Origin of the sequence: Paenibacillus periandrae (assembly GCF_022458865.1) — a bacterium.
In the GTDB taxonomy this organism is placed as follows: domain Bacteria; phylum Bacillota; class Bacilli; order Paenibacillales; family NBRC-103111; genus Paenibacillus_S; species Paenibacillus_S periandrae.
In genome coordinates, this window is sequence record NZ_JAJNMU010000014.1 from 1 (window position 1) to 22,729 (window position 22,729).

The following is a 22,729-nucleotide window of genomic DNA, read 5'->3' on the forward strand; positions in this document are numbered from 1 at the left end:
GATATATCCAGTATTACAACCACAAACGCATAAAGGCAAAACTAAAGGGCATGAGCCCGGTACAATACCGGATTCACACCCATAAGGGAGCCTAATATATATTGTCTAACTTTTTGGGGTCACTTCATCCTGCACTTTCGGAGGTGGTCGGTTTTGCGTTTATTTATGAATATTTTCAAATAGGAAGGATTGCCCATTTCGATAAAAACGCGGATCATAAATGCCAAGCTGCTGCTCATCGTCCACAACCACTACGAATGGTGACCATTCATATAAGGTTCTGGCTTTGGGATTGTCAGTGAACAGGCGATCAAGATTGGCATTCTCGCTGGACTGCAAGGCAATCTGCAGCTTGGGGTCAGTAAATACGGTAGCCTCGCTGATTTCCACCTTGTCACCCTTTTTGCCAATGATTTGGAATTGTCCGGGCACAAATCCGGCGGAAAGAGCAAGCTGGTCATAGCGACTCGCATGCTGATCGTATAGTACATAGCCTTGCACAGATTGAATGATAAAATGACAAGCCAGCAGCAAGCCGACAATCCGATATACCCGATAAGATTTCACTGGCTTGCGAAGCTTCACGAACAGCAGACCGCCCAGCATGATGACCCATAGTGTCACATCAACGATCGGCACGGTGCCAAAGGTGATTCTCTGAGAAGAAAATGGCTCCAGGTACCCTGTGCCCCATGCATTGAACAGATCGCTTGTGTCATGAATCCAAACCGCCAGCAGTCCGAGTCCGAACAACTGCCAGCTGCCGGTTTTAAAAAACAGTTTATTCAACAGTGCCAGCAGTGCTGCCCATACCGGAACCAGAAAGATGGAATGAGTCAGACCGCGATGCCACATTTGGTAGCGTCCAGTCGTATCCCACCAGGCCGAGATCACATCGATATCCGGGATTTGCGAGCCGCCCACTGCGGTTACAAACAATGCTCTCTTTGCATTGCGGCTGTAGCCAGCCTTGTTCACTGCTGCATATAAGGTGAGTCCGAATAATGTATGTGTAATGGTGTCCATGCTTAAGAGCCTGCTCCTCTCGTTTCCCTTGCCAGTCTTGCCCGAGTCCGAAGCTCTGTCGAATTATCCGCTAAATTCATCAAGGCGCACCGGTAGGCCCGATGCGGCCGAATGCAGGGCGGCTGTTGTTACAGCCTGCGTCCGCAGGGAATCCGCATAGGTTGATAAAATACGTGAGTTGTCTCCTGTTCTGACCGCATGAAAAAAAGCTTCATGCTCACGAACATAAGGATTGTTCTGATTCGCGTACTCGCATACAGACGCTCGACTGATTTCCTTTAAGCTTTTGTCGGACAGCTCCAGCACACCTTGATCCGTGTACACATGCAGCCCAATCGGACCTGAGCCCGGCAGTATGCAGGTGTTCGATATGGTCGCTACCGCACCGCTGACCAGCTTGAGCGTTACAGTACCCACATCGGGTGTCGTAACTCCATCTTCCTTCTCATGCATCACACGGTTGGCGTACGCTGCATATACTTCCTTGACCTCGCCCATCGTATAACGCAGCAAATCCACCATATGCGAGGTTTGCTCAATAAATTGACCACCTGATCCGTCCTGTCTGCGCCACCATGGAACCTTCGGCATACTTCCCATCCAATACCCGAGAGCCATTCCTACAGTTCGATCCTTTAAAAGCTCAAGCGCCCTTTGTGTAGAATCCATATAACGGAAATGATAGCCGATTGAGGTAATAAGCGGCCTGGCTTGGATACGACTGGCTATGTCCGCAGGCTGCAACAGGTCCAGACCGAGCGGCTTTTCAAGCAAAAAGGGGATCCCGCGTTCAATCAACGCATATTCAATCTCTCCGTGCGCCATGGGGGGGACGCATACGAATACGGCATCCAGCTTCTGTTGATCCAGCATAAGTGTCAGTGAGTCGTAGCCGACAGCACCGTTCCAATCAGCCGCAGCCTGCTCTGCTTTTTCCAAGCGGGTTGCACAAAAGGCGCGAACCTGCACACCTTCCATTTTGCTTAACAGATTGCAATGAAAACGCGTAAATCCCCCGGTTCCAACGAATCCGATTTGTAAGGTCATCGGCGCTCCCTCCTTTGTATATCCGATGAGTAAGTCCCGCTGCGAGGCTATAAAACAACGGCAGCGGGCTACGTAAGATTATACCGAGTTTATTGGTGCTCAACGTATAGCCGGCTTGAAGCGGTCCATTCGGCACCAGGTGCCAGCAGCTGGAACCCGGTAACTTCGTCCGGTAAAGCTATATTAGGCGCATTGATTGCCCAGGTCTGAGGCTCTGGACAAATAAATCCGCTCACACCGTCATCATTCCATATCGTCCAATGCCCAAAGGCTGGGTCAACTTCATAAACCAGACTGATTTGTCGCTGCTGATCCGTGAGAACCGCTCCGTAGAAGTCTGAGCCCTTATGCTGGATAGTTCCCCCGGTCAAATGCCTCGCATAAGCTTCGCCAGTAGGTCGAATACCGTCTTGACGCAGCTTCCGGTCCATGTCGTCCAGTGGTAATAATACTCCCGTAGGCAGAAACTCCGAAGTCAGCTCCCATTGCTTATCGACGGATACCCGCAGCGTGTAGTCCAGCTCCTGACCCTCCTGATGAAAGGGGACTTTAAGTGCAGTATGAAAGCCTACACCCAATGGCATCGGTTCATCGCTCAGATTTGTAATCCGGATTTGCTGTTCAAGACCCTGCTCCGATAAGAAATAAGTTAATACATATGTAAATTCATGCGGATAATAGGCATACATGTCGCCATCGCGATTCATGTTCATCAATAGGCTAACCTCAACTGACCCGTCCTCGCGAACACCGGATGATTGGATCTGCCATGGTCTTTTATGGAGAATACCATGCATAAACACCTTGCCATCCGAACTATTAAGTGGAAATGTGTAATCGCGATGAGGTGTGGAGAAAATTCCCCCTTCAATCCGATTGGGTGGGAACAAAGGCGGTATCCCGTATCTTTGACCTGATTGGCGAAGCTGTTGGATGGTGCCAGGAGTACGTAAAAAGCTCAAGCCTTCCTCAGGACGGCTCAGTTCAACCATATTAGCACCCAGACCCGGAACGATAACTGCCTGATAACCTCCGGCATTTAATTGAATGGCTGGCTCGTCGTAAAATTGTACATTTTGAACTGAAGCTTGACTCATGCCTATCATCCTCCCAAATTTGCTGTTGTCGGTATAAAATTCCCCTTCCTATTATCTATCAAAATGTGCTGCAGCGCAAAGAACAGCAGGGACAATTCATTATTTATTTTACAAAAAAGCATACTTGTATCATGCGTTTATATATTGACTCGATATATATCATGCATTTATAATACATTTATTAGCTATCAGGGAGGCATACCGTTTATGACAGGTCAAGATGTAATACTTGGAATTTTGGCAGTTGAACCGAAATCCGGCTACGATATCAAAAAGAAGTTTGAGGATTTATTTTCCTACTTTTTTGATGCGAGCTACGGCACAATCTACCCCACGCTTGGCAAGCTGGAAAAGGAAGGATTAATTACGAAGGAGAGCGTTGTCCAGCAAGGGAAGCCCAACAAGCATGTATATTCGATTACCGAACAAGGCAGAATGAAATTCCAGAGCTATTTAGAAAGCGACATTCAGGAAAATGTGCTTCGTTCTGATTTCATGGTTCGTCTTATTTTTGGAGAATTAGCTGATCCACAAATGGTCGCTGGTTGGATAAACAATGCCTTACAGCGGTCACAGGCGGAGCTGCTCAGTTTGGAAAATGATTATGAACGTATGGGCCCCCAAATGAGTCCCACTCAGGAGTTATGTATCCAGATTGGTATCGGCAATATTCGGAGCCAGGTCCAGGTGCTGCAGGATGGTATTGCACGACTCCGTACAATTAACAACAATATGGAGGCGCCATCACATGAGTAAGCGGACGAACGGATTTATTTTACTGGCTATGGCACTTGGGTTGTTGATGGCGTCGCTTGATAATACGATCACCTCAGCTGCCGTCAGCCACATCATTAAGGACATCGGTGGATTTGATAAAATGAGCTGGGTTTTCACGGCCTACATGCTGGCGGCTACCAGTACGATGCTAGTGTTCGGGAAAATGTCCGACTTATTCGGCCGAAAACGATTTTATTTAATTGGCATTGCTATTTTTCTTCTCGGCTCCGCATTATGCGGACTCGCGCAAAATATCGATCAGTTAATCTGGTTTCGCGCACTGCAGGGAATCGGTTCCGGGGCTCTCTTCCCCATCAGCTTTACGATCATCTACACGATGTTCGCTGATCCGAAGCAGGCTGCCAAGCTTTCCGGGGTTTTTGCTGGCATCTTTGGCATCTCCTCCGTTGCGGGTCCACAGATTGGCACGCTGTTGTCGGATTACTGGGGATGGCGTTGGTGTTTTTACGTCAATGTACCGCTTGGTGCTTTGTCCTTTCTCGTACTGCTGATCGCTTTGAAGGAGTCACGTTCAGACCGTAAGCCCAAGATTGATTATCTCGGGACCGTCCTGTTGATCATTTCCACGATTTCGTTGATGTTGGCTATGGAATGGGGCGGCAAAAGCTACCCTTGGGCGTCGTGGCAAATTATCGGTTTATTCGCAACAGCTGTGATCGGCACGATCCTGTTCGTCCTTACCGAGCTAAAAGCCGAAGAACCGATACTGCCGCTGCAATTATTTCGCAACCGCATGATTGTCGGTACCAGTATTGCTTGCTTATGCCAAGGCGCCATTATGTTCTCAGCCATTACTTATTTGCCTATGTTTTCTGTAGCTGTACTTGGCAACACGAACTCCAATGGCTTGCTGACACCGATGATGTTCTCGCTGATGGTTGGGGCCGTTGTATTCGGAGGCCTGCAGACGCGCTTCTCCTTCCGGTCCTTGATCATCGTATCCATGCTGATGGGCATCGTTGTTACGTTTCTGCTCAGCAGGGTTGCTCATGATGCCTCTACTGTATACATGATTTCCTTGATGGTGATGCTTGGGTTTGGCGCCGTTGGTCCCTTGATGAGTGTAGCGCAAAATGCCGTTGCATACAGTGTCGACCCTCGTTACATCGGTATCAGCTCGTCCATTGTTGGCTTCTGGCGTAATATCGGCGGTATACTCGGAGCGACCTTGACTGCCACTATCGTAAACAATCAGCTTGCACAGATGATACGAAATGGATCAGAGGCACACCACATTCCTGCTGATAAAATCGATACACTGGCCAATCCCGAATTGTTAGTCCGTGCCGCCGCTAGCATACCTCAGGAAATTCGTGAGTTCTTACGTGACTCACTCGGTACGGCGATTAATCACGGGTTTATGATTGCCATCATCTTTGCTGTAATAGGTGTTCTGGCAGGAATCCTGTCCGGTCCGGGCAAATTTGATAAAATGAAACAGCGAGCAGGCGCTAAAGAGGCGGCTTAAATGGGTTTTACCTTGGGAGAGCAGAACAAGTTCTTAGCGCCTTCTTCTTCCTGTTGCCATAAGAAAAACCTGGCCAAGGCCAGGTCCTTATCTAGACCCATACAGCTGTGCGCGAGAAGGAACTGGGTATGGGGCTCCGGTCGCTGTTGAAGTTCGGATTGCAGAACCCTGATGGACGGGTACCTACAGTAGCGTCGTTAAATCTGGAACGGATTCTAGCAACCGTTACTTGTGCTCATGTATGGGGGCAATTGGCGCTACTGGAGCCACAGGAGCCGTAGGCGCTGTGATTGTTGTGGAGGTGACTTCTTTTGTGGAAGGCGCCTTTACTTCATTTAATGCCGGGGAAGCTTTAGAGGCTTTGGATGGTTCAGCTACCGGTGCTTTGGATGTTACTTGTTCCGGGGCTGGCTTTGAAGCCGGGGGTGATTCCGCTGCTAGGGCTTTGGAGGACACACTAGGTACCGATTTGGGAGCAACTTCAGGTGATGTGGTCATCACTTCTGTCTGTGTCGGGACGATTTCAGTTGGAGCTGCTTTTGGTGCTGTCGTCGAACTTGTTGATGCCTTTAAGGCTTGGGTTCCAGGGGCAGTTGTCGTCTTCGAAGGCGCTACAGGTGAAGCGGGTGTGGACGGCACTCCTTGCAATGGCTTCGCGGACTCTGGTACAGGTACTGTTACAGGGGCCGGCAGGTTTATCTGAGCAACACCCGATATGATCTTATCGCTTGATAATATCAAGGCAGCAGCTGATAAGATTGCAACGCCTCCAATACTCCCCCAGATCACCCACTGCTTTTTCATTTCATTACGCCTCCTTTCTGGATAAACATCGTCAAATGGTTGCTAAGCAAATAGGCGTTGAGGTGGTGTGCCCATGAAAGGGAGTGACAGAAGCCCAAGAAACGAACTCGTTACCAACATCTAACATCAGGTAATTAGGCAGCTTACCCCATTCAGTGTAAGCCACCCCTAACCTGGTATCACCACTTTTAAGCATACATATTTATCAAGACCGTTTTTCGTACAAACGTTAATTAAGCCTCGACTTAGACAAAGCGTTTATTGTAAAAATGTCGTTTTATCCCGATGAGGTGTTCTTGCAGTTGCCGCAGGCTCATCAATCGGATATCCAATAAACACAGTACCGATAACCTTTTTATTTTCAGGTGAACCGATAAACTCATGCATCCGTTCGTCATGGACCAGACCTATCCCACGAGTCCGCCATACCAAACCAAGTCCCAGCTCCCCTGCGGCAAGCCACATGGAATGAATGGCGCAGGCTGTGGCATATTCATTATCCTTGGACGATGCAGGATCATTCGGGATTACATCGGACGTCACTACAATGACGAGCGGGGTTGCGGTAAGTACCTTCAATGACTCCTCAACAAGCTTCGGTTTGGTCGGAAAACGCTCCTCCAAATAGGAAAGTGCCAGCGCCTCATAACGCTGCTTGGCTTCACCGCGGATCACATAAAAGTGCCAAGGCTCGCGCAGTCTGTCATTAGGCGCTAAGGCCGCAGCTTCGAGCAGAGCATCGATTTTTTCATCTTCGACTTCAATGGGTTGAACATTTCGGGTTGCGCGCCGCTTGCGCAGCAATTCCATAACAGACATGATTCATGATTCCCCTCTCGTTGGCTTGTACTTTATTGTGCTTTATTGTGCTTTATTGTGCTTATACTGCTTGCATTGTTCTACCCACCGCTGTGCTAAAGCCGGCTCGGATGCAAAATGAATATGTGTATATCCGGCGATCAAATTTCCTTGCTCGTTCAGATAGCCTTCCGGCTTGGTCCCACGCAGTCCCTTGGTAACGTACGCATGGCGCAACGCCAGCTCTGGCTGGGTAACTGACTCTTTCATGCTCTGTGACTGGCTGATATGAGACTGTGCGTCATCGGTTTGTATATCTGCCGCCACTCCGGGTTGAAACGTAGAATAATGAAATTCATGGCCTTTGGCCTTATCAGCAGCGCCGAGCAGGAAGTTGCCTTCAGTGCCGGTAATTTCCCGATAACCAAGAGCAGCGAGCTTTTTTTGCATGCGGACGGTACCAGGAATCAGTCCCAGCATCGGATAGGTTTGACCATTCGTATTTCCTATCGAATCCGTTAAATACATGAATCCTCCGCATTCTGCCAGCGTAGGCAGCCCACCGGAGATCGCTTCGCGAATCGACTGACGTACAGGCTCGGCTTCATCCGCTGCCAGCTTGTCAGCAAACTCCTCGGGAAAACCGCCTCCAAGATACAGACCATGCACATCCGCGGGAAGCGACTCGCCAGCAAGAGGGGAGAAATAGATGCACTTGGCTCCATTTGCTTCCAGCAGCTCGATATTTTCCTGATAATAAAAGTTAAAGGCTGCATCTTTGGCAACAGCAATCGTAACCTGCGGCTGCGGCAGGCTATCTGCTGGCATAAATATTCGCGGGCTGTCCTTTGAGAGCTCAACTTTCGGAGATTCCGCCAGCTCCCAAATGCGCTGAACATCGACGGTACTCGAGATTAAAGTGGACAAGCCGTCAAAAAACGGCTGCAGCTCTCCTCTCTCTATAGAAGGAACGAGACCCAGATGGCGCTCGGGCATCGAGAGTTGATCGTCGCGCAGCACATACCCAAGCACCGGAATGCCACATTCCTGCTCAATCGCCTCACTTACAATCCGGTGATGATTAGTGCTGCCTACTCTGTTGGCAATCACACCGACAATTCGTACGCGCGGCTCCATACACTGAAAGCCTTTGACGATAGCAGCAGCACTGCGCGCCATGCTCTGGCAATTCACGACCAGCAGAACAGGCGCATCCAGCAGCATGCTGATCTCGGCGGTGCTGCCTTCGTTGTTTTTCGGGTTTTTGCCATCATAGAACCCCATAACCCCTTCAATGATCGAAATATCGGCGTCATGGCTGGCTCTTGTATAAATTTCCTTAACAGTATCGTGAGACAGCATATAGCTGTCGAGATTACGTGAATTGCGCCCGGTTACAGCGGTATGAAACGTAGGATCGATGTAATCAGGTCCACATTTAAAGCCTTGGACTTGATGACCGAGATTTCGAAGAGCCGCCATCAAACCGATGGTTAGTGTAGTTTTACCGACACCGCTTCCGGTTCCGGCTATTACGATTTTTCTATCTGCCATCGGCTTGTACCCCTGCTCGATTGTTGTTCACTGCCGATGATGCTGCTGTGGACGCCTCTTTTGAAGCATCTGATGCATTAACCCCAGCAGCCTCCTGTGCTGAATTCTCAGCCAGCTTCACAAAATCGATGACACCGACAGAAATCGTCACGTTGCCGGACTTCTTCTTGGTCAGAACAAGCTTGGATGCTCCTGAGTACAGCTTCGCTGCAGGCTCGCTGACGCCATATGCGCCAGTAAACCGATGTACGGTATCGGAGGGCGCCTCGATATGCATTTCGTTTAATTGCTCAGGGGTATAGGTCACCAGCGGCCAGTTATACTTGTGAGTGACAGCAAGCAGCCCTTCCTCATCCTTTTTCAGATCAATCGTGCAGATGGCCTTGACGCTCTTGATCGAGAACTGCAATTCGGCCAATGTTTCGGTGATCACAGCCTCAATTTCCTCGGCAGCTGTGCCGCGGTTGCAGCCGATACCCAGTGCAAGCACCTTCGGACGATACAGCACACCATTATTTAGTATCGCTTCTTCAGTTGCAGACAGTACACGGTGCGTGACAACAAGCGCTGCCTGCGGCTGTGCGGCCAGTGCAGCCTCGACAGACTTATACTCTCGTATGGTCGCAGGCAGGGGAGAATCATGCAGCCACCAGCCCGGCTCACCGGACTCTTGCACGACGGCAACCTGCTCCTCGTTAACGACTGAGGCGCTGACCGGAGTCAGCTTCGCCGCGGATTCCCAAACCCAGCCGAAGCGGCGGCCGAATAGATCCACGGCTATCGTTTTTTGCACATCGGAGGCAGTTGTAATAACAGCTCTGGCACCGATAGCCGCAGCGACCTCGCGGGTCAGCTCATTCGCACCGCCCAAGTGACCGGATAGCATGCTGATTACGTGCTCTCCTTTATCATCGATGACGACAATGCCGGGATCTGATTTTTTATCAACCAGCAAGGGGGCTATCATTCGAACCACAGCACCCAAGGAAATGATCGTGATGATGCCTTTATAAGCAGGAAATAAAGCAGGGAACAGCATTCTTACACTGCCCTCGAACAGCTGAATACCGAGCTCCGCTTCGTCGCCGCGAGCAAACTTGGACATATAATACAAATCCGAATGAGAAAATGATTGCTGCAGCTTGCGGGCAAGCTCGACACCGTGCTTCGTAATAGCTACAATCGCGTAATCGCCATTTTGCTCAATCTGTGGAAATTGACCCTCGACTAAGCTGATCATGAGGGCTTCACTCCTCTGCGGAAACGATGCGTGAATTCCTTGTCATACAGCTTGGAGCGATATTCTTCATTGCTATGAATATCCGGGTCCAGCGCCCAGCCGGCCAAAATCATTGCATGGGAACGAATCCCATGCGCACGCATGTCCTGCTCCAGATTGGCGATTGTCGTACGCACGATGAGCTGATCAGGCCAAGTGGCACGCTGCACAACCGCAACCGGCGTATCCTCGCTCCAGCCAGCTTCCAGCAGATCACCGACGACTTTTTTGACCAATGTGGCACTAAGGAATAAGGCAAGCGTGCAGTGATGGGCCGCCAGGTCTTTAAGCTTTTCCAATTCAGGTACAGGCGTCCTGCCTTCCGCACGTGTGAGAATCAGTGTCTGCGTCAGCTCGGGAATCGTCAGCTCGGCACCAATCGCCGCGGCCGAGGCGAATACAGAGCTGACACCGGGAATGACCTCGTAACCGACGCCTTCTTTTTTGAGCAGAGCAATCTGCTCCATAATCGCCCCGAACACGGCAGGGTCACCCGTATGTACACGGGCAACCATTTTACCCTGACGTACGCGATCCACCATGATATCGACCATTTCCTTAAGGTCCATACCCGCGCTTTTCAAAATCTCCGCTTCCGGCTTCGCCTTGGCAATCAGGTCTTCATTAACCAATGAATCTGTATAAAGAACAACATCGGCCTCCTGCAGCAAACGTAAGCCTTTAACCGTAATCAAGTCCGGGTCGCCGGGACCGGCTCCAATAATATAGATTTTATCCATTATTTTCTCACCACCATTAATGTTAAGTATTCCAGTTCACGGCCTTCCAGCACGCGAATATCCCGCCAAATCATTTCTTCCGAGGAGGTTACTTTCGTCAGCACGGATGCCTTATCAACCAAACCAAGATCACCCAGCACACGCAGCATCAGATCAATCACCTTGGCCACCTTGATAAATACGATACAATCATGGGATTCGATTGCATACCGCATTTTATCGTAGTCATCTGTAGCCGGAACAATCGCGATTTTCTCATCACCATCCGCCATCGGCAGCCCCAGTCGTGAGGCTGATGCATTCACCGAGGAGATGCCCGGAATGGATACGATCTTCACCTCCGGGTGTCGCTCCGCCATTAACCTCATCAAATGAATAAATGTACTGTAAATCATCGGATCACCCTCAGTGACAAAAGCAACATCCTTGCCCTGCTCCAAATGCTGCCATACCGCATCCACGGTTTTATTCCATTGCAGCTCCAAAGCATCGCGGTCTCTCGTCATTGGAAAGATCAGCGGAACCATAATTTTCTCTTCCGTGTTGACATAAAGCTCTGTAATGGCTAAGGCGTAGCTCTTGGCTCCCCGCTTTTTGCGCGGATATGCGATAACCGGTGATTCCTTCAGAAGCCGGAAAGCCTTTACCGTAATCAGCTCCGGGTCACCGGGCCCAACACCCAAGCCATACAAAATACCTAAGTTACTCAACTGCCTTCGTCTCCTTTACTGCTGCACTCTCCGGCTCTTGATGCCGGGCCGTTATAATATAAACAGGGTTAAGTCCCTCAAATCGGGTCATATCCAAAATCGGCTTGCTCCGTGAAATTTGTGCCAAAGTAATATTCGTAGCAAAACCTTCCTCGGCAAATGTTCGGTTAGCCTCATATAAGTTTTCAATCGTCACCGCATTAAGCACGATTCTGCCACCAGGCCGCAGTCGTGTGCAGCACACATGCAGCAGCTCTTTCATTTCACCGCCGCTGCCTCCTATGAACACCGCATCAGGATCGGCAAAAGTCTCCAAGCCTTGTGGTGCGCGCCCCTGAATAGCTGTTAGATCAGCGCGAAAACGCGTCATATTTTCCAGGCAGTTGGCTAGATCCGCTTCATTCTTTTCAATGGCATACACCGCGCCTTGTCTGGCAATGCGTGCTGCTTCAATCGCTACCGAGCCGGTACACGTTCCAATATCCCAGACAATGCTGTCAGACCGAAGCCCCATCTGGGCAAGACTCAGAACCCGGATTTCCTTCTTGGTGATCAGACCCTTATCCGGCTTGCGCTGAGCAAACAGCTCATCGTCAATACCAAACGGCCACTGAGGCAACTCTACGCTGGAAATACCTGGTCTTTGACGTAAAATAACGACATTGAGTGGCGAAAAAGCTTCCGTCGCCTGCTCAGCCAATTCCTGCAGCTCATACCAGCCAGTACGTTCGCTCGGTCCGTCCAGGTTTTCCGCAACAAACACACGATATTCGGTCATACCAAAAGCGAGCAAATAACGGGCAATCTCCTGCGGGCTGTTTGTTTCATCCGTGAGCAGCGCTACCTTCTTCTTGCCGTCGATGCGTTGAGCCAAGCCCTTTATACTCCGACCGTGAACGCTCACAACCTCGGCATCCTGCCAGCTCTCTCCCATTCGTGCAAAAGCAAGCTGGATCGAGCTCAGATTCGGATACACCTCAACCGCCAGCTTGGAGCTCAAATACCCGCCAATCCCGTAAAAAAGCGGATCGCCCGAGGCCAGCACCACGACACTGCGTCCCTGCTCCGACTCTGCCTTCAAACGGGCTGCCAGCTCACTCAAACCACCTTTAATAATCAGCTGCTCTCCCTGATGATCAGGAAAAAATTGCAGCTGACGCTCACCACCAACCAGCAGCTCACTGCTGTCGATCCAATCTGCATACAGGGGCAACAGGCTATCCCTTCCGTTATCCCCTATGCCGATCACTTTGGGCTTCTTTATTTGTACATGCGGTTGTTGTCCGCTCATGGTTTAGTCTCCTTAAAGCGTTGCTTCTGCAACGCTGACTTCTTAAAAGTACGGATGAATAGGTCCCGCTTCGCGTGCGGATCATTCCTCCGATCGCTGTTGTCTCCAGATTTCTTGATGGTATAAGACATTTAGCGGTAGAAATCCAGAGACAAAGGCGAGCGCTTCGCTTCTACAGAACGATTCCGCCCACTCCGCTCTATATTCATCGGACTTTAGAGCGTTCCAGAGGAACGCTTGAAATCGCTTATCGTCTTCTTGAAAACATTACGTAACCATAATCTTATGGAAAACGCATGTTCTTTCTATTTTTAAAAACCCGGTGAATACAGAGCGGAGTGACCGTGGTGTTCTGGAGAAGCGTCAGCGTTCACCTTTGTTCCCGAATTTTAACCATTACATGTCTTATACAATCAGAAAAATTCGGGAACAACAGTGATCGGAAGAATACTTCGGTCGTGCAGCGGCACTTATTCACTTTTTCTCCGCGAACTGCCCAGCAATACAGCCTTCATCGAAATAATTACGGTATCCAGCTCCATACCGCCCCCCACTTCTTTCAAGCCCATGTCACAGCAGTAGCTGCTCAATAGCTCAAAAAAACCAGGGTATCCCCACTCCTGCATCCAGTCCCCGACCAAGGCTGCTGTGTTTGCTCCCCGAATCATTTCTGCCTGCTCCTCCGTGGCTCCGGCCTCCAGAGCAACCTTGGCGAGAAAACCAAAATCTATCGGTGCGCTTTTGCTGTGCACCATCATCACACCCTGCGCGATTTTGGAAAATTTGCCCATCATTCCAACCATCGTTACGCGCTTAATGCCTTGTCGCTTGCAATGCAGCAGGGCAAATCCGACAAAATCACCCATTTCTACAAAAGCTTCCTCAGGTAGCTCGGGATACATATCAATGCCATACTTCTCCGTCCGTCCGCCTGTCGATAGCACGATATGCTCGCAGCCGCATTTGACAGCGACCCGAATAGCCTGAGCCACACTCGCTTTATAGGCGGCTGTAGAAAAAGGTACCACTGTCCCCCGCGTACCGAGGATAGAGATACCACCGATGATGCCAAGCCTGCCGTTCAAAGTCTTTTTGGCGATTTCCTCGCCGTCCGGGACTGATATAACGACTCGTACACCACGGTCCAGCTCGAACTGTTTCAGCACATCGTTTGCTGCCTGACGAATCATTTTGCGAGGAACCGGGTTGATGGCCGCCTCTCCAACCTCAACCGGCAAGCCAGGCTTCGTAACACGTCCGACGCCAATACCGCCATCAAGCTCAATACCGCTCTCGTCCCGCCACGTAACCTCAGCAATAATCCGCGCTCCATGAGTCGCATCCGGGTCATCCCCGCCATCCTTGATCACCTCGGTTTCCGCTCGCTCTAACGTAAATTCGCAGCGTACTATCGTGAATGTCACATCTTGACCGATAGGCAAATGAATCGTAGCTTCCGTCTGCTCGTCCTGCGTGATTAGCGCCGTTAGAGCGGCTTTCGCCGCCGCCGCCGCGTTAGAGCCTGTCGTGTATCCATGGCGCAGTGGCTTGGCTTCTTGTGCTTCCTTGCTCCCGGACTTGTCCATCGCCATAGTGTGACCTAGCCCAGCCGTTCAGCCATCAGCGAGATCGCATTCACCGTTGCCACCGCTACCGGACTGCCGCCTTTACGTCCAATATTTGTAATAAACGGAATATCCAGCTTCGCCAATTCATCCTTCGATTCCGCAGCCGATACGAAGCCGACCGGTACACCTACGATAAGACCCGGCTTGGCAGCACCCTCTTTGACAAGTCGAATAAGCTCCAGCAATGCCGTAGGTGCATTCCCAATTGCATAGATGGCACCCTCCGCTTCAAGAATCGCCTTACGGATCGAAATAATCGCACGTGTCGTATTCAAACGCTTCGCTTCCTCCATCACATCAGGATCAGAAATATACACACGCACGTCACCGCCAAATTTGGCAATTCTCGGCTTGCTGATGCCAACCTGTACCATTTGTACGTCGGCAACGACAGGTCTTCCTTCGCGAATAGCACGAATTCCCGCTGTAATGGCATCTCTATGGAAAACAAGGCTGCGTCCTAGCTCAAAATCCGCAGAGGCATGAATAACACGCTGCACAACCGGATACTGCTCCTCTGTAAAAGGATGCTCGCCAAGCTCCTCCGTGATCATTTCAAAGCTGCGTTCCTCAATCTCCTGCGGCTGTACCGTCAATGGTTTAAATTCCGTTTTAAAATCCATCCTGCTTATTCCCCCTTCAATAGTTCGTTCAGCTTCTTGATCACATCTTCAAAATCACTGAAATGTACCCCATACTCAACCTCTGGCCGTCCAATCATGATCGTTTCAATACCAAGCTCCAGCGCCGATTCCAGCTTCTCATCGACAGCTCCTACCTTGCCGCTCTCCTTGGTGATCATCAGCGTGACTTTATAATGCTCATATAGTGCCGTATTTAAAGCTTTGGAAAAGGGTCCTTGCATCGCGACAATATTTTTTTGCAGCAGTCCAAGCTCTTCGCACTTCTCCATGTTATCTCGACGGGGAAGCATCCGCGCTACCAAGGTCGTATTTGGCTCATTCAACAATCGTTTGGCAAAAATATGCAGTGTCTTGCTGCCCGTTGTCAGCATAATGACACCCTGCTTGGCCGCGGCTATCTCTGCTGCCTGCTCGTAGTCATCAGCATAGGTAATCAGCGGATTGCCATCAAAAGTAAGCCGATCCCGTTCATAACGAATATAAGGCACGTCCGTTTCGCGGGCAGCGGTAATTGCGTTCTTCGAGGCTTCCTCGGCAAAAGGATGCGTAGCATCTACAATCGTACGAATACTGCGCTCCTTGACTAATGCAGCTAACTGCTCGGCAGTTAACCGGCCTACCATTACAGGCAGTCCGGCATTCTCCATCGATTGCGCAGCGCTGTCTGTTACTACAGTAGTAAGCAGGTCATAACCCGTCTGCTGAATGGACGCAGCAAGCTCTCTTGCGTCGCTGGTTCCGGCCATTACTAATATCATCGTTACGCCCCCTTCTATTAGGATGATGCAACAGTCTTGTTGTTGACAGGCTGTTTAGGGTTGCCATGATCTTCGTCATGCGAATGATCGTGGTCAGTCTCATTATGGACATGAGGATGATCGTGGTGGTGGTGATCGTCATGGTGGTGGTCGTGATCATGGTGATCATGTCCATCTGTATGTTTATGATCGTGAGTATGATCATGATCGTGCCCATGATGATGATCGTGGTCGTGGTCATGATGATGATCGTGTCCGTGATGATGATGATCGTCATGATCATGGTGGTGGTGATCGATATGCTCCATCGCGGCGATCCGGTACTGGCACATATCACAGTTCATTTTGGCTTCGCCCTGCAAAGCTTCCGTTGCACGTTCTATCAAAATTTGCCGCAGCTTCGGATGAAATCCAAAGTAATCGGCTAATGAAAATTGATGCTCGGGGTAACGTTCTTCAAAGGTTTCCAGCATGCTCTCCATCCGTTTGATCAGAACGCCCGTGAATAAAAAGTAGGGAAGTATAATGACCTTGCGGGCGCCGAGCTTCAAACATCGTTCCATCCCCTCTTCCAGCAAAGGAGCGGTTACACCAATGAACGCCGTTTCTACCCATTTTACCTTCAGCTTTTCCCAAAATAACCGGGAGATTTTGAACAGATCGCTGTTAGCGTCAGCATCGCTGCTGCCTCGTCCCACGACCAATATGGCCGTTTCTTCCAGTTCCTGTCCTTGCTCCTGCAAGGTAGCTTCCGTGATTCCGGCCGCTCCCAGTCGTGATGTAAGAATGTCCAAAACCTGCTCATGCACACCTATCGGCCTGCCATAATTGAAACGAATTGACGGGTGACGCAGCTTAGCCTCGTCAATAGCTGCAGGAATATGAATCTTGGCATGTCCAGCAGAAAATAAAGTAATAGGCACCACAGCGATCTGCGTCGCACCCTTGGCTACACATTGATCAATTCCCTGACGAATGTTCGGCTTCTCGAACTCCAAAAAGCACGTTTCAACGAGCGGCCCTTGAAGCTCCTTCGCAATCGCGCCAACAAATTGTCTGATTTCTTCATTACCCTCGGCATCTTTACTACCATGCCCTACAAATAATACAGCGTTCATGGGTTACCTCCTTATAGTTTTCCGAGGAAAACTGCATCGTAAGCTCTAACTGTGTTTCATAATCAAAACTAACTTCATAAAACGAAAGCTTCATATCACTTGGAAAAACTATTTTTTAAATACCTAAACACCATCTTACCGAAGCGGCTGTTATGCAAAACTTCTTATATAGAAGCATCTCTCTCAAAATAAGCGTCTGATCCGATATAAAACATCATAACAGCAGCAACTTTCATACGAAAAGTAACGGGTACGATGTAAAACATCGCTAGAACTAAACAATCGAGCAAAGTGAATGCAATAGCTCTCCCTAACGATGTTTTACATCGTTGCAGCTGCCTGTAGCTTTGATTCATTCGGCCATACGATGTTTTGCATCGTTACAAGCCTCATATTCGTATGGCCTATCCATTCTAAAAGCTCCTAATCTCCGCAAATTGCATTTTCTATAGTAAAGACAGGCAAATCTTGATGACGGTAGCCTTCAAGCTCCTTGACTCTTTTAAAAAACTTATGGAATCTTTCATTTGGATGACCTTCGGTTACGTATCGGTGCATAATATTTTCAATCGTTGTGACCAAATCCTCAGGCTTGATCCCTTCAGCAACCGGCTGAGCCGGGTGAACATTGCGACCTACGGTTTTACCGCCCAGGAACAAGTCGAACTTCTCCCTGCGGTAGACGATTCCGATGTCCTCGTTGACGGCACCATAGCAGGCCATCCCGCAGCCATTGAAGCCGATTCGCATTTCTTTGGGAACGCCCAGCCCACCGAGCTTCGCCTGCAGCTCCTCAGCATAGGGAATAGACTCGCCCTTCTCGCCATTGCAAAAATCGCAAGCCTTTACCTGTGCGACATCACCAATCGGAGCCAGCAAAAATCCCTCCATGCTAAGCTTTTCCGTAATTTCAGCTGGATTGTCTGTAGGTACACGCAGGATCAGTTGATGATGTGGTGTATATTCCATCGATCCCTTGTCGCCAACAACAGCTGCCAAAGTCAGCATCTGCTTCGCCGTAAACTGCTTGTTGGCCACGCCTGGGCTGACAGCCAGCTCAAAGATCGACTGCTGCCTGAACAAACCTGCTGTGACTGCAGCAGGTGCTGCAGTCACCACAGATGGTGCCGCCAACGTGTTGACTACTGCCACTCCGTTCCTTCGATCTACAAGCTGCAGTGCCTCCATAGCCAACAGCAGCGGATCTGCGCTGACCTGCCGTTCAGCAACTGCTGCAGCACTCGGCCCAACAGCAGTGAAGACACCTGCCAGCTTCGGTGTGCCTGTTGTTCCCGGGCTTGGTGATACAGAGCTCGCTAACGAGGTACCAGGCTGGCGGATTGCCGCTGACGTCGTCCCACCGTTCGGGATGCGCTCATCCTCCTCGTCATCCCATTCTTCATCGTCTATATCCTCAATCAGGGAGCCACCTTCTTCTTCGGATTCCCATTCATCCTCGTACTCGTCATTCGCTTCCTCAGGCAGCTGCTCCAGCGCCCAAGGCTCGGCTTCCTGCCGCAGCCGCTGATGCGGCCGCAGTGGTTGCACATCGGCACCCAGCGTGTACTTACGCTGGTAGCCACGGGGCGTAATCATCAATCCGTCATAGACCATTGTTGACGAATTGCCGATGATAACCGTAGTCAGCATGCCGATATCGTGATCCAGCATATCCCGCAGGTTCGTCAGTACGATATGCTGACGATCCCGATAAGCGCTTTTTACTATGCCGACCGGTGTTTCCGGCGAACGATACTTCAGCAGTATCCGCTGTGTCTCCACAATTTGCCGGGTCCGTCTGCCGCTGCGCGGATTGTACAAGGCGATAACGAAGTCCGCCTGTCCAGCCGCTTCAACCCGCCGTTCAATTAACTCCCAGGGCGTCAAATGGTCGCTTAGACTGATTGTACAAGAGTCATGCATAATCGGTGCGCCCAGCAGTGAAGCCGATGAGTTAATCGCCGAAATACCGGGAATAATCTCAACCTCCACGCCACTCTCCGGATGCCAGCCCTTTTCCATCAATACTTCGTATACAAGACCCGCCATCCCGTATACGCCAGCGTCACCGCTCGAAATGACAGCAACCTTTTTCCCTGCTTCGGCCTGCCGTACTGCCTCTTGGGCACGGCTTACTTCCTCGGTCATACCCGTTCTTACAATTTGCTGATCGTTCAGCAACCCGCTGATCAAGTCCACGTAGGTGTTATAGCCGATAATTACATCGCTCTCCTGGAGCGCTTCACGAGCCCGTTTCGTTATATGTTCAAAGCTGCCGGGGCCAAAACCGACAATCAGCAATTTCCCTGCCACAAGCTGCACATCCTTTCCCTATCCACATCCATAAAATGACAACAAAAAAAGCACTTCCAATGTGTTAGAAATGCTGTTGCATCACATACATACAGGGTAGCCACAACAGGCTCTCTGCCCTTTACCTCTGTAAGTAAGCCAGTCTCTAACACTTGCCTAAATCCACGTAGGTTAACAGTGTTGTTTAAACAGGCAGGTTTCCTGACTCAGAACAGCGTGCCCGATTCCTTCCCAAAGCACTTGTGCGGCTTCAGTGGACTCTTCTTTCAGGCATTTGCCAATCTTGATTGGCGTTCTCTACAGTGGCGGGTCCGTGCCGGATTTGAACCGGCTTCCCTTTTAAGCGAATGAGATTTTTCAACACTCGCACCTATTTTATCACGTATACAATTGTCTGGTTTCATCATATCACCCGTAAGGAAGCTTTGTCTATGTTCGAAGTTCACCCTCACGGTACCAAACCGTTTCAGCTCCATCAAAAATGTTAAATATGATACATTTTGTATAAAAACTAATAATCGTGATTGATTTCGCAAAATAAACATGCAATAATACATTTAATGATACATATTGTATCCAAATGCATTCATTTATTTAGGAGGGGTTACCTGTGAGTAGCACGAACCGAGTGGAGCTTGAGTTGCTTGATGTGGAATGGGTGGATCTTATTATGAGTGCTCGTAAGTTGGGGCTTAATCCGTGCGACATTCGCGCATTCCTGACAAGCCCCGAGCAGCCTGTGCCGCATCTGAATATGACTGCTGAAAATGATCATTATGCACTTAAGTGAAATACGAGACGAGTGGTTATATATTTACTGGGGGATACCTAATGAAGTGTCCGATACAAAAAGTCACAAAGCTAGTCTTCGTTAGGTCGGTTCATTACCCATTTGTTATACTCCAAATACTCTCGAAACCGTTTCTTGTCCACCCCTGATGACATCGCGTCTTTAATAATGTCATACCACTCCTGATCAAACTCATTGTCATTTGCAGCTGGTTCCTCGGAATCAATAAGTCTGTTTACCGTCACGTTTAATACAGCCGCAATTTTTTCAAGAAACTCAATGGAAGGATTCTTCTGAATATCACGTTCTAATTTACTTATATATGATTTAGCAACGCCCGCACGTTCGGCCAGCTCCGTCAGAGACATTCCCTTTTCTTTTCTAAGCTGCTGGACACGTTTACCTATCATTCTGAATCTTCCCTCTTCACTTGATGAATTCAGATAACTTAGTGACTACAGTATATCAAAATTCTCTTTAAAGAACAAACTTACTTTTCGTACGAGCTCCCAGCATTGTATACAAAAAAGCCCCGGAGGGGGCTATTTGTCGTACAGTCGCACCAACACAATTATCGTCGTCTTTTGATATACACAAAAAGCAATACAAATAAGAACGCTGATAATGAATCAAGGATGACATCCTGAGCTAATGGAGTCCGATCAGGTACAAAGGATTGATGCCATTCATCCAGTGCAGCGATCAGGGTAGCACCTAACCACGCGTAAGTTATTGAATGATGTCTGATAACTATATACAGCAATACTCCCAGTAGTCCATAGATCAGGATATGTGCAGATTTGCGAACTATTACATTCATTGCATATGCATGATTTTCAGTCATACCCGATATATGCTGAATGATATCCTTGGTGTGCTCTCCGGTAAAGGTCTGAAAAACGGCTAACCAAAAAATAACTCCCAAAGAAACCACCAATACGATCCGCCACAACCAAGGCTTTATCGTTTTACTTGTTTTTGTCATTGTGCCATTTCATAAACTCAATAATGATTTTGTATTCATGAATCTGTTCCTTATTAATACCTGATTTTCTCAAATCATAAATAAAATCCATCCACTCTTTTTCAATCTGCTTTTTTTCCGCGTCACCGGTAATAAGCAGCAGCCTCTTGAGATCAACCTTTAAGACAGAGGCTATTTTTTCCATGACATGAATGGATGGATTTTGTTGAAGATTTCTTTCGATACAGCTCAAATAGGATTTGGATACACCTGTCCTCTCTGAAAGCTCAGATAATGTGTACCCTCTTTGTTTCCGAATAGCAGAGATATTGTTACCGATCATGTACATCACTCCAAAGTGACACTTTTGGCAAGATTTAGGATTGCTTCAACCACCAATGCAACCAATCGTTCTTGAGAACATAGGGTCCCTTCCAACCACCTCCTCCGCTATTCACACTGTAGCTTTAAACTGAATACACCCGTATAATAGTACATAAATATTGAACGAGGGGGTCATGTTATGTACTCGCTTATGAAGGTATTATTGAAAAAGGCTGCTTTCACTTATCATAAGACTTTGTATACGTACAATTTTATCCTCTACAGGGATTGTCTTGACTCTAAAATGAAAAATCAATTTTATACGAGGCTCCGGCATCATGCCCAGAAAATCAGTTAATGGTTTGGGTCACAGGCTTGTTCAGGCAATATTGCTTGCTTTTATTACAAAGCACCTTTTAATACAATCCAATACCCTCTCCTGATCATTTTCAGTCAATGCAGACCCGCTGGGAAGGCAAATTCCTTTTTTAAATAAATGCTCGGAAACTACTCGACTCTCGCTGTGAGGGTAAAGCTTTACACCCGCAAAAAGAGGCTGCAGATGAAGCGGCTTCCAAACTGGACGAGCTTCGATATTATCCAAGGCTAGGGCTTCCAGCAATGCATCTAGGGACACGCCAGCTTCTTTCTCATCAACCGTAAAAACGGTCAGCCAACGATTCGATCGGGTATTAGCCAGCTCAGGAATAAATCCTGCTCCCGGCAGCCGAGATAACTCTTGCTCATATCGATTGAAAATGGTTCTTCGTGCTTGAACCCTCTCTTCGAGAACTCCCAGCTGAGCTCTTCCCATTCCTGCCAGCACATTGCTCATTCGGTAGTTATACCCGGTCTGGCTATGCTGATAATGGACAGCCTGATCACGCGCCTGGGTGGCCAAAAAACGCGCCTGCTTCAATCCCTCCACATCATTGGAAACGAGCATGCCTCCCCCTGAAGTCGTAATGATTTTATTCCCGTTGAATGAATAAATCCCATAGTTACCGATGGATCCGCTAGCCCGCCCTTTATATGTCGAACCAAGAGATTCTGCTGCATCCTCAATGACCGGGATCTGATACAAATTGCACAACGCCATGATTTCGTCCATTTGGGCACATTGACCATATAAATGAACGACGATAACCGCCTTTGGCATTTTTCCTTCTCTAGCTGCGTCTCGCAAGGCGTTCTCTAACGCTTGAGGTGACATATTCCAAGTGTCAGGCTCGGAATCTATAAATACAGGCGTCGCTCCCAAATACACGATCGGATTGGCGCTGGCTACGAATGTCATAGTTGAACAAAAAACCGTATCACCCGCTGTTACATTCAGCAAGCGAAGACTCAGGTGTATGGCAGCCGTACCCGAAATAACGGCAGCGGCATCGTCGGTCCCGACATAAGCGGCAAGCTCCTTCTCAAAACCGTCGACGTTGGGTCCAAGCGGTGCAATCCAATTGGTCTCAAAGGCTTCCTTAATAAAGGTCTGCTCATTCCCACTCATATGCGGAGGGGAAAGATAGATTCTGGATTCACTGTGCATGCACATTCAACCTTTCTGTAGTTAATAAGAAC

24 protein-coding genes and 1 riboswitch are annotated in these 22,729 nt (G+C 48.9%); of the genes, 6 read left to right on the top strand and 18 right to left on the bottom strand.

The features are described from left to right. Positions 1-95 (top strand): IS3 family transposase (locus LRL21_RS22950; protein WP_240415445.1); only part of this gene is annotated, 95 nt, incomplete at its 5' end. Between the two features lie 64 nt (positions 96-159). On the opposite strand, the gene LRL21_RS22955 is transcribed toward LRL21_RS22950, so the two are convergent. From LRL21_RS22955 to LRL21_RS22965, 3 genes are all read right to left on the bottom strand, one after another. Beyond that, positions 160-1,026, bottom strand: coding sequence for a metal-dependent hydrolase (locus tag LRL21_RS22955; protein ID WP_240418133.1), 867 nt, complete (start codon positions 1,024-1,026; stop codon positions 160-162). Between the two features lie 63 nt (positions 1,027-1,089). Further along, entirely contained in the window at positions 1,090-2,073 is a 984-nt protein-coding gene (locus tag LRL21_RS22960; RefSeq protein ID WP_240418135.1) for a Gfo/Idh/MocA family protein, read from the bottom strand. An 89-nt stretch (positions 2,074-2,162) separates the two neighbouring features. Then, a complete protein-coding gene (locus LRL21_RS22965; RefSeq protein ID WP_240418136.1) occupies positions 2,163-3,170 on the bottom strand; it encodes an aldose 1-epimerase in 1,008 nt (335 codons plus the stop codon). A gap of 207 nt (positions 3,171-3,377) precedes the next feature. Between LRL21_RS22965 and LRL21_RS22970 the strand changes: the two genes are divergently transcribed. The 4 genes from LRL21_RS22970 (at position 3,378) to LRL21_RS22985 (ending at position 6,139) form a co-directional block, all read left to right on the top strand. Beyond that, complete coding sequence (locus LRL21_RS22970; protein ID WP_076233338.1) at positions 3,378-3,926, top strand: PadR family transcriptional regulator; 549 nt, start codon at positions 3,378-3,380, stop codon at positions 3,924-3,926. After that, on the top strand, positions 3,919-5,436 hold the full coding sequence (locus LRL21_RS22975; protein WP_240418137.1) for a DHA2 family efflux MFS transporter permease subunit: 1,518 nt from the start codon (positions 3,919-3,921) through the stop codon (positions 5,434-5,436). The genes LRL21_RS22970 and LRL21_RS22975 overlap by 8 nt, the downstream gene beginning before the upstream one ends. 107 nt (positions 5,437-5,543) lie before the next feature. After that, the gene (locus tag LRL21_RS22980) at positions 5,544-5,717 is read left to right on the top strand and encodes a hypothetical protein (protein ID WP_240418138.1); all 174 of its coding nucleotides are present in this window, start codon (positions 5,544-5,546) and stop codon (positions 5,715-5,717) included. Continuing rightward, the gene (locus LRL21_RS22985; RefSeq protein ID WP_240418139.1) at positions 5,678-6,139 is read left to right on the top strand and encodes a hypothetical protein; all 462 of its coding nucleotides are present in this window, start codon (positions 5,678-5,680) and stop codon (positions 6,137-6,139) included. Before LRL21_RS22980 ends, LRL21_RS22985 begins: the two co-directional genes overlap by 40 nt. 359 nt (positions 6,140-6,498) lie before the next feature. Here the strand turns inward: LRL21_RS22985 and LRL21_RS22990 are convergent, their stop codons facing one another. The 11 genes from LRL21_RS22990 to cobJ all read right to left on the bottom strand — a co-directional run bounded on the left by LRL21_RS22990 (position 6,499) and on the right by cobJ (position 19,073). Continuing rightward, positions 6,499-7,059 carry a nitroreductase family protein gene (locus LRL21_RS22990; RefSeq protein WP_240418140.1) on the bottom strand — a complete coding sequence of 187 codons (561 nt, stop codon included), beginning with the start codon at positions 7,057-7,059 and terminating at the stop codon, positions 6,499-6,501. Positions 7,060-7,101: 42 nt separating this feature from the next. Beyond that, on the bottom strand, positions 7,102-8,592 hold the full coding sequence (locus LRL21_RS22995; RefSeq protein ID WP_240418141.1) for a cobyrinic acid a,c-diamide synthase CobB: 1,491 nt from the start codon (positions 8,590-8,592) through the stop codon (positions 7,102-7,104). After that, on the bottom strand, positions 8,582-9,832 hold the full coding sequence (locus tag LRL21_RS23000) for a cobalt-precorrin 5A hydrolase (protein ID WP_240418142.1): 1,251 nt from the start codon (positions 9,830-9,832) through the stop codon (positions 8,582-8,584). The genes LRL21_RS22995 and LRL21_RS23000 overlap by 11 nt, the downstream gene beginning before the upstream one ends. Next, positions 9,829-10,611: a precorrin-4 C(11)-methyltransferase gene (cobM, locus tag LRL21_RS23005; RefSeq protein ID WP_240418143.1), complete on the bottom strand. Its 783-nt coding sequence runs from the start codon at positions 10,609-10,611 to the stop codon at positions 9,829-9,831. The genes LRL21_RS23000 and cobM overlap by 4 nt, the downstream gene beginning before the upstream one ends. Next, on the bottom strand, positions 10,611-11,321 hold the full coding sequence (gene cobI, locus LRL21_RS23010; protein WP_076233331.1) for a precorrin-2 C(20)-methyltransferase: 711 nt from the start codon (positions 11,319-11,321) through the stop codon (positions 10,611-10,613). The genes cobM and cobI overlap by 1 nt, the downstream gene beginning before the upstream one ends. Continuing rightward, entirely contained in the window at positions 11,314-12,612 is a 1,299-nt protein-coding gene (cbiE, locus tag LRL21_RS23015; protein WP_240418144.1) for a precorrin-6y C5,15-methyltransferase (decarboxylating) subunit CbiE, read from the bottom strand. The genes cobI and cbiE overlap by 8 nt, the downstream gene beginning before the upstream one ends. 470 nt (positions 12,613-13,082) lie before the next feature. Further along, positions 13,083-14,198 (bottom strand): cobalt-precorrin-5B (C(1))-methyltransferase, encoded by a 1,116-nt coding sequence (locus tag LRL21_RS23020; RefSeq protein WP_240418145.1) that lies wholly within the window; start codon positions 14,196-14,198, stop codon positions 13,083-13,085. Positions 14,199-14,212: 14 nt separating this feature from the next. Next, the gene (locus LRL21_RS23025; protein WP_240418146.1) at positions 14,213-14,863 is read right to left on the bottom strand and encodes a precorrin-8X methylmutase; all 651 of its coding nucleotides are present in this window, start codon (positions 14,861-14,863) and stop codon (positions 14,213-14,215) included. A gap of 5 nt (positions 14,864-14,868) precedes the next feature. After that, positions 14,869-15,642 (bottom strand): precorrin-6A reductase, encoded by a 774-nt coding sequence (gene cobK / locus LRL21_RS23030; protein ID WP_240418147.1) that lies wholly within the window; start codon positions 15,640-15,642, stop codon positions 14,869-14,871. 17 nt (positions 15,643-15,659) lie between these two features. Beyond that, positions 15,660-16,760, bottom strand: coding sequence for a sirohydrochlorin chelatase (locus LRL21_RS23035; RefSeq protein ID WP_240418148.1), 1,101 nt, complete (start codon positions 16,758-16,760; stop codon positions 15,660-15,662). A 423-nt stretch (positions 16,761-17,183) separates the two neighbouring features. Then, the gene (cobJ, locus tag LRL21_RS23040; RefSeq protein ID WP_240418149.1) at positions 17,184-19,073 is read right to left on the bottom strand and encodes a precorrin-3B C(17)-methyltransferase; all 1,890 of its coding nucleotides are present in this window, start codon (positions 19,071-19,073) and stop codon (positions 17,184-17,186) included. Positions 19,074-19,247: 174 nt separating this feature from the next. Further along, a riboswitch (cobalamin riboswitch) is annotated at positions 19,248-19,462 on the bottom strand. A gap of 221 nt (positions 19,463-19,683) precedes the next feature. On the opposite strand from cobJ, the gene LRL21_RS23045 reads away from it, so the two are divergent. Then, positions 19,684-19,863 carry an anti-repressor SinI family protein gene (locus LRL21_RS23045; RefSeq protein WP_240418150.1) on the top strand — a complete coding sequence of 60 codons (180 nt, stop codon included), beginning with the start codon at positions 19,684-19,686 and terminating at the stop codon, positions 19,861-19,863. Positions 19,864-19,934: 71 nt separating this feature from the next. On the opposite strand, the gene LRL21_RS23050 is transcribed toward LRL21_RS23045, so the two are convergent. From LRL21_RS23050 to LRL21_RS23065, 4 genes are all read right to left on the bottom strand, one after another. After that, entirely contained in the window at positions 19,935-20,273 is a 339-nt protein-coding gene (locus tag LRL21_RS23050; RefSeq protein ID WP_240418151.1) for a helix-turn-helix domain-containing protein, read from the bottom strand. A 161-nt stretch (positions 20,274-20,434) separates the two neighbouring features. After that, positions 20,435-20,848 carry a VanZ family protein gene (locus LRL21_RS23055; protein ID WP_240418152.1) on the bottom strand — a complete coding sequence of 138 codons (414 nt, stop codon included), beginning with the start codon at positions 20,846-20,848 and terminating at the stop codon, positions 20,435-20,437. Next, on the bottom strand, positions 20,832-21,170 hold the full coding sequence (locus LRL21_RS23060; RefSeq protein ID WP_240418153.1) for a helix-turn-helix domain-containing protein: 339 nt from the start codon (positions 21,168-21,170) through the stop codon (positions 20,832-20,834). The genes LRL21_RS23055 and LRL21_RS23060 overlap by 17 nt, the downstream gene beginning before the upstream one ends. Positions 21,171-21,530: 360 nt before the next feature. After that, on the bottom strand, positions 21,531-22,703 hold the full coding sequence (locus tag LRL21_RS23065) for a DegT/DnrJ/EryC1/StrS family aminotransferase (RefSeq protein ID WP_275900864.1): 1,173 nt from the start codon (positions 22,701-22,703) through the stop codon (positions 21,531-21,533). Positions 22,704-22,729 lie beyond the last annotated feature (26 nt).

Coding starts and splice junctions, on each gene's coding strand:
- LRL21_RS22955 (WP_240418133.1), bottom strand. CDS start 1,026: ATGGACACCATTACACATACATTATTCGGACTCACCTTATATGCAGCA.
- LRL21_RS22960 (WP_240418135.1), bottom strand. CDS start 2,073: ATGACCTTACAAATCGGATTCGTTGGAACCGGGGGATTTACGCGTTTT.
- LRL21_RS22965 (WP_240418136.1), bottom strand. CDS start 3,170: ATGAGTCAAGCTTCAGTTCAAAATGTACAATTTTACGACGAGCCAGCC.
- LRL21_RS22970 (WP_076233338.1), top strand. CDS start 3,378: ATGACAGGTCAAGATGTAATACTTGGAATTTTGGCAGTTGAACCGAAA.
- LRL21_RS22975 (WP_240418137.1), top strand. CDS start 3,919: ATGAGTAAGCGGACGAACGGATTTATTTTACTGGCTATGGCACTTGGG.
- LRL21_RS22985 (WP_240418139.1), top strand. CDS start 5,678: ATGGGGGCAATTGGCGCTACTGGAGCCACAGGAGCCGTAGGCGCTGTG.
- LRL21_RS22990 (WP_240418140.1), bottom strand. CDS start 7,059: ATGTCTGTTATGGAATTGCTGCGCAAGCGGCGCGCAACCCGAAATGTT.
- LRL21_RS22995 (WP_240418141.1), bottom strand. CDS start 8,592: ATGGCAGATAGAAAAATCGTAATAGCCGGAACCGGAAGCGGTGTCGGT.
- LRL21_RS23000 (WP_240418142.1), bottom strand. CDS start 9,832: ATGATCAGCTTAGTCGAGGGTCAATTTCCACAGATTGAGCAAAATGGC.
- cobM (WP_240418143.1), bottom strand. CDS start 10,611: ATGGATAAAATCTATATTATTGGAGCCGGTCCCGGCGACCCGGACTTG.
- cbiE (WP_240418144.1), bottom strand. CDS start 12,612: ATGAGCGGACAACAACCGCATGTACAAATAAAGAAGCCCAAAGTGATC.
- LRL21_RS23020 (WP_240418145.1), bottom strand. CDS start 14,198: ATGGACAAGTCCGGGAGCAAGGAAGCACAAGAAGCCAAGCCACTGCGC.
- LRL21_RS23025 (WP_240418146.1), bottom strand. CDS start 14,863: ATGGATTTTAAAACGGAATTTAAACCATTGACGGTACAGCCGCAGGAG.
- cobK (WP_240418147.1), bottom strand. CDS start 15,642: ATGATATTAGTAATGGCCGGAACCAGCGACGCAAGAGAGCTTGCTGCG.
- LRL21_RS23035 (WP_240418148.1), bottom strand. CDS start 16,760: ATGAACGCTGTATTATTTGTAGGGCATGGTAGTAAAGATGCCGAGGGT.
- LRL21_RS23050 (WP_240418151.1), bottom strand. CDS start 20,273: ATGATAGGTAAACGTGTCCAGCAGCTTAGAAAAGAAAAGGGAATGTCT.
- LRL21_RS23055 (WP_240418152.1), bottom strand. CDS start 20,848: ATGACAAAAACAAGTAAAACGATAAAGCCTTGGTTGTGGCGGATCGTA.
- LRL21_RS23060 (WP_240418153.1), bottom strand. CDS start 21,170: ATGATCGGTAACAATATCTCTGCTATTCGGAAACAAAGAGGGTACACA.
- LRL21_RS23065 (WP_275900864.1), bottom strand. CDS start 22,703: ATGTGCATGCACAGTGAATCCAGAATCTATCTTTCCCCTCCGCATATG.